A 16,239-nucleotide genomic window follows, 5' to 3' on the forward strand; every position below is an offset into this window, starting at 1 on the left:
GCCCAGTACTCTTCCTGCTTTTGTCGCTGTTAATGCACCTTCGCGCATAGTTCGCTGAACCAAATTTACGATGGCACCACCGAGCTTGTGTCTACGAACAACGTAATAGCTTGGTCCACTAGAACCGTCCCGGCCTTCTTTTGCAGCAGCTTTCTGTGCAGCCCACAACTCTCTGAATTTCTGGGAGAGTGTATTCCACGTGTCCTGTTGAATCACTCCGGACGTAAAAAGCCTGTATGCTACCAAAGACCCGCTAACGTTAATACTTCTTGCGAATCCGGAAATTTTTTGAGTGAGAACATTGATGTTTTCTGCATTCCAGTTCTGGCCGTTTAAGTCGCTCGTAGGTAGCAGTAAAAGGCTTGCTATATCGTTGCAGTAACGTTCAATCTTCTGCTCTGCACGACTACCACTCAATCCTGTGACGCCAATAACGATATGTGCAAATTCATGTAGCAGAGTAAAAGATCGCGCAGGTGGGGCATCTTGATCATTAATAACAATGAATGGGGCAATTTTGTCGGACAGTGCAAACCCCCTGAAAGCCTCAACGGGAATGTTTGTGTGATGGCTGCCAAGATTTCCAATGAGCAGAACGAATGTTCCCAATTCCTCAATCAACTTTCTGAGATAAGAAAAGGCATCTTCCGATTTGGCATAACGTCTGAATTCATTTATGTCGAATCCAATCAGCTTTCCAATGTGTTCAGAAACGGAGGAGGGCTCCAAGTCGGTTTTAATACTGCCGACGTAATCACGAGGGAAGGCTTCCTCAACATCTTGAAGGACGTTTTTAACTAGATCTTGTCGCACATAGATGTCACGTACCAGCGCGTCAAGTGGCCCCTTGCTTTCGATGCGGAGCTCTTCCGGAAGCGTGCGAAAATCTTCGCCTCGCTCTGCTTGAGCAGGCGGGCCGGGAAGATAGAACACAAGGAGGGGGCGACGATAGACTCCAGCCATCTTCACAATAAGTGTTCTGGAGATCTCTTTTTCGCCTTCTTCATAGCGCCGGAGCATTTCAGGGCCAGAAACCTTGCTCCCGCCAATAGCTAGAGATCTCGCCGCCTTTTCTCTGCTAAGGCCGGCCGTCTCTCGTGCCCATACGAGCACCTCTGGGTTAATTCCCGGCATACATCACCGCTTCAGCTCCGTCTTCATTTACGCATCGTCCATTATCACAGTAGCGGGTTTTGCAGGATACTGAACTTCCCTACCGTCTATCGCAAGTGCTGTATGCCTTTGGCATCCCTAGCATCCTTCGCCTGCACAACCTTTCCTACCTTCACCTCATTCGCCCGCCATAGAAGTGGTTCAGCGCTATCAGCTCAACCACCGCTACGATGGCGCAGAGCACAACGAAGCCAGGGCTGAAGACTCGCTTGCGGTTGGATGAGCTGCCGTCCGGCCAAATGCCAGCTTCAGCTGTGAAAACCACCATGAGCGCCAGCCAGGCCCAGAGCCACACCTTGCTCCAGAAGCTCTGCTCTCGCCATGAGGTCGATGGTTTTCCAAGAGCGGATGGCATCAGAGAAACTTCTGCGTGGCCTGCACAACAACGCCAACGATTCGGCAATTCTCGTCAAAAACTTCAGTCGGGTATCCCGGGTTCAGCGGCTTCAGGTAGAGCCTCCCACCATCACTGACTAGCTTCTTAAAGGTTGCCTCGTTGCTGTCTGGCAGCTTGGCCACGACAAGCCTACCCGGCGTTGCTTCGACTTCGGTATCTACCAGTATCAGCGAGCCCTGGGCGATGCTCGTGCCGACCGGTGAGGTCATCGAGTCGCCCTTAACCTCAAGCCAAAACGCAGGGCCTTTCGAGTTGTACTCGGAAAACTCGTAACGATCCGAGATCCCGGCAGGGTAGGGCTCAACTGCTTCCGCCCAGGAGCCAGCAGACACCCAACTGATCACCGGGTAGCGAAAGCTTTGCGAAGGCTGCGCAGCCATTGAAACGTTGGACTCCGATGCGTCTTGTTCCGGGCCTTCGCCAATGCCGAGCCACTCCGCTCGGAATCCGGTCGCCTTAGCGAGCGCGTAAAGATTCTCCGGACGGAGGCTTTTGCTCTCGCCAGAAATCCATTGAGTGACAGCAGAGTTCGCTACGCCGCAAAGCGTCGCAATTTCTCCCTTTTTTTTACCGCTGAGCTTGATAGCGCGGGCAATACGTTCGTGTCTTTCCATGGACTCAATATTAAGTTAACTGAATTTAAGCATGCAGTAGGCATAAAGCGCCGTTGACGCAACAACTTAAGCATGCTGAAATTGCGTCAGAATCGAACGAGGATGCGCAATGAAGACTGATGAAGTCGCCGAATTCTTCGGTAGTAAGACAAAGCTGGCACTGGCTCTGGGCATTCGTCCGAGCGCCGTGACCATGTGGGGAGAAACGATCCCTGAATCCCGACAGTACCAGATTCAGGTCCTCTCCAAGGGCAAGTTCAAGGCGGCAAAGAAGATCCAGGCCGCTTGATATTCATGTCCGCTGTTCCATTGAAGCCAGATTAGAAGAGAGCAGTCCCCATGCAAACGTCCAGTTCCAGACACACCGTACAAACCCGTGATCAGGTGCTGGTCGCCCACGCTGCAAACCAGATCGCACGCACCAGCTTGAGCCAGGACGATTTTGCCCAGGCGCTGAGCCGCGAATTGCATCTGTCGTGCCCAGAGAAGGCCATCGCCAAAGAGGTGCCTGACTTCACCTTGTTGACCACGCAGAACGACGTGGCCGATTTTGTGAAGGCGACCGGCCGTTGGCTCAAGCGCGTTCAGCGCTGGCTGTCTGGCGATCAGGAAATGCCGTCCTGGCTTGAGGAATCGTGGGTGAACGCCCTTGAGCCTGAATTTCGCGACCACTGCATCAACGAACTGGCAAGCCGCCACGGTCTGACCGGCGCCCGCCAGATGACCAGCGACCAATGTGCGAACAAAAGCTTCGGTGCGTTGATCCGTGCCCTGGGCGACGTGATCGACACCGGCAGTGAGGTGTTTGACGACCAGGTGATGTGCGAGCAGGACCTGCCGCACTTGCCTGCGTTCGCCAAGCAGTGCCGCCAGGTTGAAGCGAAGGCGGGGGGAGTTGGGGCGCAAGGCTGAGCAGCTGCTCGCGGCGCACCGGCCAAATTTGAAATCTATCGCTTAATTTTCCGCGCATGCGCGGAAATCGGTGCCCATCGGGTTCGCATTATCAATTAAGCGGACCAGAAACCCAGGCACAAAAAAGCCGACGGTCGAGGTCGGCTAATTCGATAACACTTTGTGAGGCCGATTATATGCAAACCCCGCCACATATCAATAGCGCTACCTACCAATCTCGCGCCACGTTTTACGCAATCTGAAAACGTGGCGCACACAATGTCATCTCGGGAAATCGCCGAGCTGACCGGAAAACGCCATGACAACGTTAAGCGAACCATAGATTCGTTGGCGGCTGACAAGGTAATTACTTTTCCTCAAATTGAGGAAAACCCTGGAGCCCTCGGTCGGCCAGGGACGCACTACCTGATTGGCAAGCGAGATAGCTTCGTAGTCGTCGCCCAGCTCAGTCCCGAGTTCACGGCCGCGCTTGTGGACCGCTGGCAGGAACTTGAAGCGCAAGCAGACAAACCTCAGCAACTCTCCACCCTCGAAATCCTGAATATTGCCGTGGAGTCTGAAAAGGCCCGATTGCTGCTCACCGCCCAGGTCGAGCAGCAGGCCACCAAAATCCATTCCCTGGAGAACCTGTTCAAGGATCCGAGTACGCACTCTGCTGTATGTGTGCCAATCCAAGACTACAGAACAGATGGGCAAGATACCTCAGCAATCCAATACACCCCTATAGTTTCTTCCGGTGGAGTTATTGTTCATTTCGGCTGCCCAACGACATCTACCGGGCCTGTGGGTGGACCCACTGCGCAGAGGCTTCTCGTTATGAGGTTCAGATAATGGCCTATGGACTAACCTTCAGAAATAACAGCAATGTAGTTACCCTGGATTCTGAGTTTGCTAGGCTGGTTGTTTTATTTAAGGGCGGATGGAGTGGTGATGGGTCGGGGGTTGGGGTTGGTTTTCCTAATACGATCACGTCGGCAGAGCCGCCCTTGGTTTTTGTAAGGCCCGCACAGTCAAATATGTTTTGTTTTTGCAAAATATTGGGGGCGCCCGGAGCGTGGACCGGGTTTTCATTTCGCGGAACGGTCGGCACGTACACATCAGGCACCTGGTTCTGTGCCGCGTTTCAATCGCAAGAGAAAGCTCAGTTCGGCCTAAGGCTTTGGGATGGCAGTACCAGGCTTTTGTTCGATAACGGAACAGCTTGTGCCCAGTTCACAAGAGCGATTTCCGGGTGGTCGCATATTGGCAGCGAACAAACAGGTCAGGGTGTGTATAGGCTAAGTTGGACTGCTTATACTCCTCTAAGTACCGGAGATTTTATGTTGCTTAATAATATTGCTATGGATGTTGCTGGGAGCACTTCAAGGCAAGGAAACATGTACGCACTTTGGCAGTATGAAAATGACAGGCTAGTGATGCAAGTGGTCGGAATCGACATACAAAAGACACTTTACACCCCAGTGGTTTTTGCGAAGCCTGCTTCATAGTTTTTATCGCGAGTAGAAACCGATAGCCGCCTTGTGCGGTTTTTTATTGCCTGGAGAAAACTATGGGCTGGTACAAGACGGGCACTGTTTCCGTTACGAAGAACTCGACCGCCGTTGTCGGCACGGGCACCGCGTTCCTCGCGAATGCGCGGGTCGGCGATGGTTTCCGTGGTCCCGATGGTGCGTGGTACGAAGTAGACAACATCGTCAGCAACACGACCCTTTCCATTGCGCCTGGGTACCTGGGGGCAACGGTTGCTGCCGGCGCCTACGCCATCATGCCGGTGCAAGGCTACGTGAAGGACAGTGCGGACGCGCTTCGACAAGCCTCCAGCGCGGCGTGGCAGCTTGTTGGGCAGAAGTCGCAGCCTGGCGGCCTCGCTTCATTGGACGCCGCAGGTGTCGTACCCACAGCGCAACTGCCAACGACCGACAAAATCACAGAAGGGACCACGAACCGGTGGTGGACGAATGCGCGAACTATTGCGAGCACCCTTGCTGGTATGGTGGTCACCAATTCGGCGGTTGTTCTTGTAGCCGATTCAATTCTGACTGCTATCGGAAAGCTGCAGACCCAAAACACCGTTAGCGGCTGGGGAGTGCCTGGGTTCAAAACCTCACCAGCAGACTTGAACTCCATGGATCTCGGCATCAGCAAAAGCTTTACCACGGGCGTAAATACAGCCAACTCCCCGTACAAGCTTGGTAGCACTACCACCAGATTTGATGCGGGATCTTCTGGGTACAAGATCGGGTACGCCGACGACACCGACGAATACCACTGGGCCATGATGCTGTTTGATCGGACCTCCAGCGCCGTCGCGGTCAGGCGCTCCAGTGGCAAAAACATCCGTGCTGATGATTACTTAGTTCTTTATCCGACCGGCAAGACGGTGCTGGACGCCACGCAACTGCCCGCCATGTTCGGGGCTACCGCGAGCGCGGTCGGCAGATCCGGCATAGTTCCTGCGCCTGCTGCAGGCGATCAGGCGCAGTTTCTGGCGGGGGATGCGTATGACCGCGCCCGAATAGCTGGACTTGTGTGTGAGCGGAGCTTTGATTCGATGCGGCAATGACGGGGGAGGTGCTAGTTGGCAGGACGCTTGGAGAGGAATTATTCAACGAGATTGTCACGACGCCAGGAGGCTCAATTCCTTCTTCTGGTGCCCTCCGTGATAGCCTTTACAGATGATTTTGGAGGGATCCATGAAAAAAACTATCATCATGCTTTTACTGTTCATTCTCGGACTTGGAGTAGCTGGTTATAGATGGAGCGACTGGTATAACCGGGATAACGTGGCAAAAACATCATCACTGGTGTCTAGGCATCTGCTTGCTTTTAACCGGGAGCCGAGACTAGACCTGTCCAGCTACTTGGCGCGCGGTGAGGATGCTGAGAAGGAGCTGGCGGCGGACCTTCTTGAGATGCAATCTGCCGATTGGTCGGGCGCCGAGATGAAACGAGATGCGGCAATAGAGTTCACATCTCGTGCCTTGAACGTCATACGCACCTACACGCGCTTTCGTATAGCAAATTTGCGGGTCGGTATGACTGAGCGGCGACTGCTAAAAGATCAGCGCGCTCTAGCCCAAGAGACGGATCTGAATCTCAAGAACCTGGCATCTGAACGCCTGCAAGCCTACAAGGATAAGTACCTGCAAGAGCGGCGTGAGTATTTCCATCAAGCGGCCGCTCTCGGTATGCACAGTGAGATGCTGCTAAGGGCAAATGATGGGGTTAAAGTTGCATTCGGTGAGGATCATGGGCTGGATGTAACGACTCAGGAATTTATGAAACAGCTATTCTAGCCCTGCTCTCATCCCCCTTGAATAAATACTCATCATGCGTAATAAAATGGTCGATGGGTATGTCTGGCTGGCGAGATAGTCCGGAGGGTTACGATGGATATTGGAGCAAGGTTGAAATCCGAGAGGCTGCGACTCGGCTTAACCCAGACAAGCCTTGGCGCCGTAGGGGGAGTGGAAGTGAATGCACAAGGTCGATATGAGGCAGGGGTTAGAGTCCCCCGTGCTGACTATCTAGCATCGATAGCTAAGGTCGGCGTCGACGTTCTTTACGTAGTAACTGGGCAGCGAATGAAAAATCGAGCCGCAGATTTTACGAGCAGTTGCGATAAGCAACCAACGCTACCGCCTCAGCCCAAGTCCAAGCCCCGACTCCACTGATTTCAGCCCGAGGGGATTTAGTCCGGGGCTATTAGCACTGCCAAAGATAGCTCGATGAACTCTTCATTTTCGTCGAGCGTGTGTAGGGCGCCACGGATGTTATCAGCTACCTCAGCAGAGTCTCGCTGCTCGATCCAACCAGATAACTCCATTATGGATGCTTCAAGGGCCAGTTGGTTCTCGTAGCGTTTTGAGAGTAGGGACGGTAGTAGGTCTGAGTTTGGCATGGCTGTTCCTCATTGGAGTGAACAGGTTAGCAGTTGATCAGCGTTTTATATTTGAACTCGGAAATAAAATCGCGTTAGTCGCTATTGGTATTGAGCAATGCTACAAATAATTCACTATAAACGTTACTGACGCGTCTGCGATACCAGCTTCTAGCTTGCCATTGGGCAAGCGGTAGTATGCAGCTGATAGCGGTATGTTGAAGCTTTTGCCATTTGGCGTGAATCCGTTAAATGGATAGGTGGTGTTCAGTGCGATGGGTTGGCCTACCTCATTCATTAGTTGTAAGGCTACGCCTTTCGCTGACTTCGGATTGCTGCTTAATCCCACAATCCCCTTTTGCCAGTCGATAGCTTGGGAGCTTGATGTGGATTGTAGCGAGTAGGTTACTTTGTTAATCCCGCTTTCGCACTGACTGAGATTAATGTTGAATTTGATGATCCGAGGGGTGGCGCCAGCCTTGTCGAACTCATCTAGTCGGTAGTCGGTGCCCATTCGGACAGGTGATGCTGAGGCTTGGCACGCGGGGGACGCTATCGAAATCTCTTTGGTTAATACCATCGCCATTGGCTGTACAAAACCTTCTACTTGGATATAACCCAAAATCCCAGCTGGTATTTTTGCGCCGTTTTTTATGGTGCCTATTTTCAGTAGCTGCATGGAGTGTGTGGATCGAGTAAAGCCGATGCTTCCATTCACTTCTGCGATTGGGTATGCGGTAGTTCCTTTTCGTATAATTCTGTTATATGTCCACCGCCAGGCAAATCCAGTGTCTCCTATAGGGAAAATATCCGAGCTCGGTGAGTCTGTCCCTACATTATTTTTGATTCCCCAGTAACTAAAGGTTGTGCATGCATAGTTGCTTCGTCCTAGATAGGTTTGGGTGGGTGATTCGAATAAGGTAGAGTAATTTGGCCTGCTTTGGACGTTGGATAGATCAGTGTCGATATTTATATATATGTATCCCTGGCCGTTTTCTGGGGCGGCTGTGAACCTGCATTCGGCCCATGAGTTAATTGTCGTTAAGGATAGTATTAGTGGGATAAGTTTTTTTATGTTTTTCATTTTTTCGAAGCCTAGAGTTGTTGGTTGGCGTGGCCTGCGTAGGCTGCTGTGTGGGTGTAGTACCAAGGTATTCCAAATGGCGCACCATCAGCATGGAGCCAACGCGTTACTTTGTGGAGAATCCGGATTGCGCAACAGGCTCCAGCTCCGTTGTGTCGCTATGCAATTTGGCCGCCTGAAAAAACGAAGCTGGGAGAGAAAATTTATACGCACTTATTTCAAAAAAGCAGGGGGGATCTGTTTTACACTGTGCGGGCGACCACCTTCGGCCCATGATTCAAACCACTCACATGTGGTTTTTGAGCTCGGTTTTATCACAGATAACTGACTATGAAGGTTACTGAAACATTAGCGGAGCCCGCCTCTAATGTGCTGTCGGTCAGGCGCTGGTAAGCAGCAGATAGCGGTATGTTAAAATTGGTGCTGGTGGTGTTGAAACCGGTAAATTGGTAAGTTTCGCCCAGTACGATAGGTTGTCCTGCGTCGTTCATTAGCTTCAGTCCTATGCCTTTGGCGGTCGAACTGGCATTCAACGCTACGATGCCCTGCTGCTGATCAATGACTTGAGAGGTGGCTTTAAGGGAATACGTGACCTTCTGGATGCCTGTCTGACACTGGTGAAGGCCTATATTAAATTTTATAGTGCGAGGTGCGTCACCAGAGTTGCTAAACTCATACATATAATAATCATCTCCCATTTGAACTGACACGTCCGGGGTCTGGCAAGATGAAGCGTTCAAGATAAGTGGGTTGACTAGGTTGATTTTAACCAGATCAAGATCACCGTATCGGTGCGATCCTAAATTGCCCGCAGCAACCTTTTGTTGTGATGCAATTTCACTTGATTTGATGATTTCAAGAGTGTAGGTCCTAGCGACATCCAAATAGCTGCCTTTTAGCATTCTCTCTGCAGTTAAGTAACCGTTGAGGGAGTTCTTAACTTTAATGGATAGCCCAGTTTTACCTAGAGGAAAGGTGTTGCCCGTGGTAACGCTACCTAACGTTGGGTTCAATGCGAAGATGAAGGGCGACGACGACGGGCAGCTGAAACCTTGGGGCGGAACGCTGACTGATTCTTCATAGACCACTGTACCTACTGGAGCATCTCGAGGGATCGTCAAAGCGACTGGAGCACTGGCGTAGTTAGCTATGAACTCTTTCCCTGTGGTGAACACGCATATCGCTGCGGATGAAGTAGATGAATAGGTGAAGGAAATCGTTACTGCCGCAGTCATCAAAAAGTGTTGCCAATATGTTTTTTTTGAAATGCACATTTCTTTGAGAGCCGGGATGCGAGTGAGTAGGCGGGATACCCTATCGATCTCGTGCTACTGAGAAAATAAGACAATTCTTAGATTGGTATCTGCGATGACCGCATCCGTCGCGTTGATCGCACTCGGCGCGGCAGAGCTCCGGGGGGGGGCGGTACCATAACTAAGGCCGAACCCCTATAGAGTGAGTGCTGCAGGCCTGCTGTTGTATCTGAATTGTGGAAAGCCGATAGCTTATGAGGCTACCCCACCTGAATTTGACTGTCGATCTTGAAAACCGGCGGATGCGACCGCGTCCGTAGGACGGCCACGTCTTTTTTTAGGCAGAACGATCTGTCCTTGAGTATGCATCTTAGAGGTGGTGGGGAATCAATGAGGTGCATAAATGTAGTTCCGCAACTCGCATCAGCCAGCTTGGCCTGTCAGTGTAGCGCCCACTGGAAAATGCAGTTTTGCCCGATGATCAGTCAGGCACTATCAGGACGGCAAGGGTCAGCTTGATGAACTCTTCGTTCTGGTCGATGGTGTGCAGAGCGCCCCGGATGTTCTCGGCGACTTCAGTGGAGCCGCGCTGCTCCACCCAGTTTGTTAACTCCATGATGGATGCCTCAAGGGCCAGCTGATTCTCATAAAGCTTGGAGAGCAGTGAAGGTAGAAGGTCTGAATTCGGCATGCTTGTTCCTCTTATGAGTGAACAGCTTAGCAGCCGGCGGAAGCTTGGGATTTGATATAGGTCGGCAGGACGCCGAAGGGGGAGGGTTATGCATTTCCGGCATGGGCTGAAATTTCCCCGTTGGGACCACTTCTGGGACCAACGGGTGCATTTCGGTACGTTACGAGTGATTACTCACGACGACTTTGCCCAATAAACACTGATCACAGCTAATCACCAGAATGCGTTTCAGACCGCATGGTGATGTTAGCTGTGGAGATCAATTACTTTACCTATCAATGGGTTGCGAGCGTGGCGGCAGGAGCCTTCAGGCGTGCATCAACAGCGACATCAGGGCGCGAAACCCGGTCGCTGAGCAGAAAATGGGGGATGTGTGTTGGAATTTGGCGCGCATTGTCGCATATGTGAGGCGACAGTTGTATGGCAGGCGATGATGGATGTTCAGTGGTTTGGGTGTGGGGGGCTGCGCGAAACATCTGGGTAGCCTGCTTAGCTTTGTTTACCGCATTCCAGCGCGTCATGGGGTGTCCTGGCTCCGATGATGAGTAGCCGCGGTTGGTCTACAGTTGATCGAGACGTTACTCGGTGGAGAGAAAATGGATGTTCGATAAGTATCCCGAGCAAAAGCAGGCCCGAAAGTGGGTAGGGGCGTTTGGCGTTGCGCTCCTGGTGCTGGGGGTGTTTCTGATTGTCATTGATGGAACGGGAGGTGGGCTTTGCATCGTGATGGGGAGCGGTTTGGTGCTGCTGGTGTTGCTGGCGAATGAAAAACAGTTTGCGAAGACGATAAGGGTGTTGGGCTGGTTTGATGGGCTTTCGTGAGTGGGATATGCATTAGGCGGTTGGGGTTGTTTTTGCTGATGCGTATTTTGTCGCCCCCTGTGGCTGATAGAGGAGGCACAAAGCTACTACGCCGAGTTCTGTCTCGGTTACTGGCATTCCATCCACGCTGGATGGCCGCACAGGCCAGTGAAAACCTCTGCGCCTTTGCATGAGGGATCATAAAGCGGGCGCGTGCGAACATGATTTCTGAGGCGAGCACCATTCCTGTTGAGAGCGACCCAGAGAAGAGAAAGGAGGTTGGCGAAAAGTTTACCAAGCGTTTCCTTGGCAAATGCTTTCGTTTTTTTACGAAACTGATCCAGAGGGTAGGTACTAAGTTCGGGGCGCCTTTTTGCGATCTGACATCGACACTCTAGCCCTATCTGGATGCGGGCGAAGTTACTGCTCGTGTAGTTCGCGGTTGAAACACCCAGCCCCGCGCTGGGCTTTTTGCATCTGGCCCCTCAGTGCTACAGTCCCGCGCCACAGTAGGCGATTAAGGCTGCGTAGATTTGGTCGGCATTGGAGAGTTTCAGCATGATGGATCGCCTGATTTATAGAGCGCCGCAACCATTTGATGTACAACGGCTATTCACTATTTACAGCGACCCCCAAACCAACCTGTTCAACCCGGCAGGCCCAATGACTGATCTTGTCAGCGCACAGGATTTGCTGGGTCGCTGGATCGAGCATTGGAACAAGCATCTATACGGCGTGTGGGCTATTGCAAGGAGCGATGCGCCGGAGCACGTCATAGGGTTCGGCGGCATTTCCCTGCACGATTACTTGACTGAACAGCGCGTCAATCTGGGTTATCGCTTCGCGGTCGAAGCGTGGGGTCAGGGTTACGCAACCCAGTTAGGACGAGATGCGCTTACATATGCATTTGAACAGCTTTACTTGTCCGAAGTGTACGGGCTAGTCAGACCAGATCATATGGCTTCTATCCGGGTGTTAGAGAAGATCGGCATGCAACCCTATGGACAGTTGGATGATGTCCCAGGTAAAGCGCCGAGTTTGGTGTTCAAGGCGCAGCGGAGCACGTCTACCTAGCCGGGAGGGAACACATAGCTATCGTCGTCGAATTCCCGCGCTGGGATTTTTGCATCTGACGGCCTCTTTGCTTTTTGCAGGCTCGAATCTTTGCCCTCCTGCGCGACTCACCGGCTGGCGTGATTCGTAATACCCAGTGATATGCTTTGCCGCTTATAAAACAGGGAAAACCTAATGGGCAAGAGGTTGGAAGGGATTCAAGAGTGGCTCACGCCGCGTAGACGGCTATGGGCAGGATTAGGCTTGTTTGCAATTGCTTTCGCTGTGCCACTTGCCAGCCCAGGAACATCCGTCAGTTGGCTTATAGGGCCTGCGAGCGTTTTTTTTGTAGGCAGCTTCATCCCCGTTACGAATGGAAAACGATAGGCTTCGCCCTTCGTGATCTCGGATGGTCACGGAAAGATTGATAGCGTCGCAGGGCGAGAAAATTCACAATTCCAGTTTTTTCAGGGAGGCGAAAAAATGTTTCATAGGTCTATGCGGCCGGTTGGCTATGGTTTGGCGGTAGTTGGCACGGTTGCACTGCTCATTTCGGCCGTCGAGTTGATTGTTGGAAAAGATGCTCTTTTCTCTGCTGCAAAGTCTGCGGTGTTTATTTTGATTGGCGTCTTGCTGATCAGGAAATCGACAAAGGCGCAGTGACACCCCGGCAAACTCTGCGCCTGCCGGGAGTAAAGAGCGTTTAAGGCATCAAGACCGAATCTACAACGTGGATCACGCCGTTGGACTGCATCACGTCTGCGATGCTGATGCCAGCCTTGCCGCCTTTGGCATCTACCACCCAAAGCTTGCCGTCATGCAGCTTGATATTCAGCGACTCACCTTGAACTGTTTTCAACACAACAGTGCCGCCGTTCTTTTTGGCGTCGGACATTAGTTGTGCCGATGTGTGAGTGCCAGGGACAACATGGTAGGTCAGGATTTTAGTCAGGTCGGCTTTGTGCTCAGGCTTGACCAGAGCATCGACGGTCCCTGCGGGCAACTTGGCAAAGGCTTCATTGGTGGGAGCGAATACGGTGAAAGGGCCTTTGCTATTGAGCGTATCAACCAGCCCGGCAGCTTTGACTGCTGCTACGAGTGTGGTGTGGTCCTTCGAGTTGACCGCGTTCTCGACGATGGTTTTGCTGGGGTACATCGCGGCACCTCCGACCATCACTGTATCGGCGGCAAAGCTGAGCGTGGCGGTGACGGAGAGAATCGTGAAGCAGGCTGCTGCAGCAAGTTTTCTGTAAAAAGCGTGCATGATGTATCTCCTTGGCTCTTATGCCCTCCAGGTGAGGGTATTGAATCTACGGGCCAGGAACCCAATCGGATGCACCAACTTGCGAAATAATTTTTTGCGTCCACGCCATAGCCCCAGCAAAGCAAAGAAGGAACGACGTGCGAATTTTGATAGCAGCGGTAGCGGCGGCGTTGCTCCTGATTGGCTGCTCCAGCCCACGAAAACCGCTGGATAACCGTGATCCTTGCCTGGATTACGGCGCTCCTCAAAGTCCTGGCTTCAATGCTTGCCTGGAACGACGGGCCAGGGCGCTGAAAGCGGTACTTGAAGACAGCGCTGAAGGACGCTACGAATTTGTTTCTAAGACGCAGCTTGATCCCTGAATCATGACGCTAGTAAGCCAGCACGATGTTAAGCAGGCGCTCCAATTATCAGAACAAGCTTGCAATCGCCTCCGCCAGTTATCAGGCCACCGCTGTTTGACGTGCGAGCGGCACTTTTGCCAGCGTCTCCGGCATCGCCAACGCCAACAGCGCCAATGCCACGGCTGCCACACCCGCCAACGTCAGGAACGCCGCGTCATATCCAGCCTGTTGCACGACAAACCCTGCCAGGCTGCTGCTCAGTGCCGCGCCCAGGCCAAAGGCGGTGGAGAGGGCGCCCAGGCTGACATTGAAGCGGCCGGTGCCTTGGGTCAGGTCTTTGACGATCACCGGGAACAGTGCGCTGAAGATACCCGCACCGATGCCGTCGAGCATTTGCACCGCAACCAGCCAGTAGGGGTCGTTGGACAGGGTATACAGCACGCCACGCAACGGCAGGATCATGAAACCTGCGAGCAACAGCGGTTTGCGCCCCCAGCTATCCGCCTTGATGCCCACCAGCCAGGCCACTGGCACCATCACCAGTTGCGCGGCGACGATGCACGCCGAGGTCAGCGGTGTGGCCAGGTGCAGGTTGATTTGCGCCAGTTTCTGGCTGACCAGCGGCAGCATCGCGGCATTGGCCAGGTGGAACAGTGCGCAGCAGACGGCGAATACCAGCAGGGGGCGATTAGCGAGCAATACGCCCATGCCGGAGGGTTGCGCATGGTCGGTGACGTGGTCGGGGTCGAAGCCGCGGGCGACGTCATGGTCGATGGCGTTGGCCGACACGCAACTGATCGCCACCACACTGGCCAGCGCCATGGCCGCCATCAGGTAGAACACCACCACCGGTCCGTACAGATACGCCAGGCCGCCGGCCAGCAACGCAGCGGCGGCGTTGCCGGCGTGGTTGAAGGTCTCGTTGCGCCCGGTGCGCCGGGTAAACGCGCGGGGCCCGGTGATGCCCAGGGAAATCGCTGAAATCGCCGGGGCGAACACCGACGCAGCGACTGCACTGGCCGCCTGGGTCAAGGCCACCAGACTGAATGAGCTGACGAAAGGCAGCAGCAGGCAGCTGGCGGTGACCAGCACGGCGGCAATCGCGACCACCGCGCGTTTACGCCGGGTGCGATCGATCAGCGCGCCCGCCGGCCCTTGGCTGATCAGCGCAGCGATACCGGCCAGGGTCATGACCACGCCAATACTGGCCGGGTCCCATTGGTGAACCGCCAGCAGGTAAATCGCCAGGTAGGGGCCGAGGCCGTCACGCACGTCGGCCAGGAAGAAGTTCAGGCTGTCGAGGGACAGGGTGTTACGCAGGTCTGAGTGTGGGGTCACGGCGCAGGCTTCAGGAGCGGCATTCAAAGGCTGAACACCCATTGCGTTAATGACCTGCGGGGTTTGCGTTAAGTTTCGCGGTGTTGCCAGGGTTTTATTGGGCGGGCGCTTGGCTTATTTTCTGAGGCCGATTGTTACGAAGTTCTGGAGACGCAATGGACATGCCCTCAGCCCAAGAGGCTATCACCAGCAACAAGCGCGCCTGGGATGAATCCGCCCAGTTGCACAAAGACACGGATAACTGGAAAACCCTGCTGCGCTCAGTCGCCGATCCAGGCTTTTCGTGCCTGGACCCGACCATCACCGCTTTGCTGCAAGATGTCGGCGTCGCCGGCAATGTGGTGCAACTGTGTTGCAACAACGGGCGAGAGAGTTTGTCGTTGTTCAGCCTGGGCGCGCAGTCAGTCGTAGGGGTCGATCAATCCCGAGCGTTCTTGCAGCAGGCGCAGGAACTGGCCGCGTTCTCACCCCACAATCCTGAGTTCATCGAAGCCGACATCCATCATCTGCCCGAGCGGTTGCACGGGCGTTTCGATGTTGCCTTGGTCACCATCGGTGTACTGGGCTGGATGCCGGATGTGGCGCTGTTTATGCGCCATGTCGCGAGTACCTTGAAGCCGGGCGGCACCTTGGTGATGTATGAAACCCACCCGTTCCTGGAGGTGTTTGACCCGCGCGCCTGCAACCCGTTGCTGCCCGCCAGTTCGTACTTTCAGCGCGATCCCTTTGTGCTGCAGGAGTCCATTGTTTATGAAGGGCAGGGCGAGGTGGCGGGGCCGACGTCCTAGTGGTTCGTGCACACCCTGGGCAGCGTGATCAGCGGGGCGATAGCAGCGGGATTGCAGATTGGCCATTTGCAGGAGTATCCCCACTCCAACCGTGAGGAACTGTATGACCAATATGAGCACCAGCCTGCGCAGTTACCGTTGTGTTTTACCCTGACCGCGACTAAGCGCTGAGTCGGCGTACGAACGTGCGCATCGTCTGGCCCGGGCCCGTGCTGAATCGGGTCGGGCGAGGCATATGCTCATCCGCGGCAATAAACACAAATTCGTCCTTCTCCAGGCGATAGCTGGCAGGCAACTGTTTGCCAGCGTCGTCGCCGATACTGTCGATCCAGGTGATGCTCTTGGGGGTGGTTGTGCTGTCCAGGAAAAACCGTCCGGCAAGCAACACGTCGCCACTGACGGTCGTCACTTCGAATCGATCACCGGCAATCGTCGTGATGGCGCCGGGCGCGCTGTGGGCATCGACGGGGTTGAGCACGCCACTGTCTTCCAGTGCGGTTTGTTCCCAGATGCCTTGCAGTGCTTGCAGGTCTGGATCTGTATTAAGTGACATAAAAAATCCTTTTTATTGAAGGGCTAATCGCCGCTAGTTAGCGGTAATGGGCAGCGTTCAGTCAATTAATTTCCCGAATGTTGTAGGACTAATC

Annotated in this window: 18 protein-coding genes and 4 pseudogenes; 11 read left to right on the plus strand and 11 right to left on the minus strand. The window is 53.7% G+C overall.

The features are described 5' to 3' along the window. Positions 1-259 precede the first annotated feature (259 nt). The 4 genes and pseudogenes from PSH87_RS28840 to PSH87_RS12980 form a co-directional block, all read right to left on the minus strand. Positions 260-310, minus strand: a pseudogene (locus tag PSH87_RS28840) (hypothetical protein); the annotation flags it as partial. Next, positions 289-1,134: pseudogene (locus PSH87_RS12970) on the minus strand (ImmA/IrrE family metallo-endopeptidase); the annotation flags it as partial. The pseudogenes PSH87_RS28840 and PSH87_RS12970, both read right to left, overlap by 22 nt. 151 nt (positions 1,135-1,285) lie before the next feature. Continuing rightward, entirely contained in the window at positions 1,286-1,528 is a 243-nt protein-coding gene (locus PSH87_RS12975) for a hypothetical protein (protein ID WP_305433989.1), read from the minus strand. Next, positions 1,528-2,184 (minus strand): LexA family transcriptional regulator, encoded by a 657-nt coding sequence (locus tag PSH87_RS12980; protein WP_305433990.1) that lies wholly within the window; start codon positions 2,182-2,184, stop codon positions 1,528-1,530. Before PSH87_RS12980 ends, PSH87_RS12975 begins: the two co-directional genes overlap by 1 nt. 109 nt (positions 2,185-2,293) lie before the next feature. On the opposite strand from PSH87_RS12980, the gene PSH87_RS12985 reads away from it, so the two are divergent. The 7 genes and pseudogenes from PSH87_RS12985 to PSH87_RS13015 form a co-directional block, all read left to right on the plus strand. Continuing rightward, a complete protein-coding gene (locus tag PSH87_RS12985; protein WP_124524579.1) occupies positions 2,294-2,473 on the plus strand; it encodes a Cro/CI family transcriptional regulator in 180 nt (59 codons plus the stop codon). Between the two features lie 50 nt (positions 2,474-2,523). Next, on the plus strand, positions 2,524-3,096 hold the full coding sequence (locus tag PSH87_RS12990) for a hypothetical protein (protein ID WP_305433992.1): 573 nt from the start codon (positions 2,524-2,526) through the stop codon (positions 3,094-3,096). A 258-nt stretch (positions 3,097-3,354) separates the two neighbouring features. Beyond that, positions 3,355-3,927, plus strand: coding sequence for a Rha family transcriptional regulator (locus PSH87_RS12995; protein ID WP_305433994.1), 573 nt, complete (start codon positions 3,355-3,357; stop codon positions 3,925-3,927). Continuing rightward, entirely contained in the window at positions 3,927-4,583 is a 657-nt protein-coding gene (locus PSH87_RS13000; RefSeq protein WP_305433995.1) for a hypothetical protein, read from the plus strand. Before PSH87_RS12995 ends, PSH87_RS13000 begins: the two co-directional genes overlap by 1 nt. A 62-nt stretch (positions 4,584-4,645) precedes the next feature. Beyond that, the gene (locus PSH87_RS13005; RefSeq protein WP_305433997.1) at positions 4,646-5,659 is read left to right on the plus strand and encodes a hypothetical protein; all 1,014 of its coding nucleotides are present in this window, start codon (positions 4,646-4,648) and stop codon (positions 5,657-5,659) included. Positions 5,660-5,789: 130 nt separating this feature from the next. Then, positions 5,790-6,392 carry a hypothetical protein gene (locus tag PSH87_RS13010; protein ID WP_305433998.1) on the plus strand — a complete coding sequence of 201 codons (603 nt, stop codon included), beginning with the start codon at positions 5,790-5,792 and terminating at the stop codon, positions 6,390-6,392. Positions 6,393-6,485: 93 nt separating this feature from the next. Then, positions 6,486-6,674, plus strand: a pseudogene (locus PSH87_RS13015) (helix-turn-helix domain-containing protein); the annotation flags it as partial. 113 nt (positions 6,675-6,787) lie between these two features. On the opposite strand, the gene PSH87_RS13020 reads toward PSH87_RS13015, so the two are convergent. The 4 genes from PSH87_RS13020 to PSH87_RS13035 form a co-directional block, all read right to left on the minus strand. Then, positions 6,788-6,997 carry a hypothetical protein gene (locus tag PSH87_RS13020; RefSeq protein ID WP_305434000.1) on the minus strand — a complete coding sequence of 70 codons (210 nt, stop codon included), beginning with the start codon at positions 6,995-6,997 and terminating at the stop codon, positions 6,788-6,790. Between the two features lie 100 nt (positions 6,998-7,097). After that, on the minus strand, positions 7,098-7,655 hold the full coding sequence (locus PSH87_RS13025; RefSeq protein WP_305434002.1) for a fimbrial protein: 558 nt from the start codon (positions 7,653-7,655) through the stop codon (positions 7,098-7,100). Between the two features lie 719 nt (positions 7,656-8,374). Further along, positions 8,375-9,295, minus strand: coding sequence for a fimbrial protein (locus PSH87_RS13030; protein ID WP_305434004.1), 921 nt, complete (start codon positions 9,293-9,295; stop codon positions 8,375-8,377). Positions 9,296-9,794: 499 nt separating this feature from the next. After that, complete coding sequence (locus PSH87_RS13035; protein ID WP_305434005.1) at positions 9,795-10,004, minus strand: hypothetical protein; 210 nt, start codon at positions 10,002-10,004, stop codon at positions 9,795-9,797. A gap of 600 nt (positions 10,005-10,604) precedes the next feature. On the opposite strand from PSH87_RS13035, the gene PSH87_RS13040 reads away from it, so the two are divergent. The 3 genes from PSH87_RS13040 to PSH87_RS13050 all read left to right on the plus strand — a co-directional run bounded on the left by PSH87_RS13040 (position 10,605) and on the right by PSH87_RS13050 (position 12,521). Then, positions 10,605-10,826 (plus strand): hypothetical protein, encoded by a 222-nt coding sequence (locus PSH87_RS13040; protein WP_017739393.1) that lies wholly within the window; start codon positions 10,605-10,607, stop codon positions 10,824-10,826. A 537-nt stretch (positions 10,827-11,363) separates the two neighbouring features. Next, positions 11,364-11,879, plus strand: a complete 516-nt coding sequence (locus tag PSH87_RS13045) for a GNAT family N-acetyltransferase (protein ID WP_017739391.1) — start codon at positions 11,364-11,366, stop codon at positions 11,877-11,879. A 378-nt stretch (positions 11,880-12,257) separates the two neighbouring features. Beyond that, entirely contained in the window at positions 12,258-12,521 is a 264-nt protein-coding gene (locus PSH87_RS13050; protein WP_256204513.1) for a hypothetical protein, read from the plus strand. A 40-nt stretch (positions 12,522-12,561) separates the two neighbouring features. Here PSH87_RS13050 and PSH87_RS13055 read toward each other — a convergent pair whose 3' ends face one another. Together PSH87_RS13055 and PSH87_RS13060 are read right to left on the minus strand one after the other, a co-directional pair. After that, positions 12,562-13,122, minus strand: a complete 561-nt coding sequence (locus tag PSH87_RS13055; protein WP_017739389.1) for a fasciclin domain-containing protein — start codon at positions 13,120-13,122, stop codon at positions 12,562-12,564. A 443-nt stretch (positions 13,123-13,565) separates the two neighbouring features. Next, positions 13,566-14,804 (minus strand): MFS transporter, encoded by a 1,239-nt coding sequence (locus tag PSH87_RS13060; RefSeq protein ID WP_305434008.1) that lies wholly within the window; start codon positions 14,802-14,804, stop codon positions 13,566-13,568. 155 nt (positions 14,805-14,959) lie between these two features. On the opposite strand from PSH87_RS13060, the pseudogene PSH87_RS13065 reads away from it, so the two are divergent. Continuing rightward, positions 14,960-15,763 (plus strand): annotated as a pseudogene (locus PSH87_RS13065) (class I SAM-dependent methyltransferase). Here the strand turns inward: PSH87_RS13065 and PSH87_RS13070 are convergent. Next, on the minus strand, positions 15,753-16,145 hold the full coding sequence (locus PSH87_RS13070; protein ID WP_017739386.1) for a TIGR03067 domain-containing protein: 393 nt from the start codon (positions 16,143-16,145) through the stop codon (positions 15,753-15,755). The pseudogene PSH87_RS13065 and the gene PSH87_RS13070 sit on opposite strands and share 11 nt — an antisense overlap. Positions 16,146-16,239 lie beyond the last annotated feature (94 nt).

The sequence above is a fragment of the Pseudomonas sp. FP453 genome (genome assembly GCF_030687495.1).
Taxonomy (GTDB): Bacteria; Pseudomonadota; Gammaproteobacteria; order Pseudomonadales; family Pseudomonadaceae; genus Aquipseudomonas.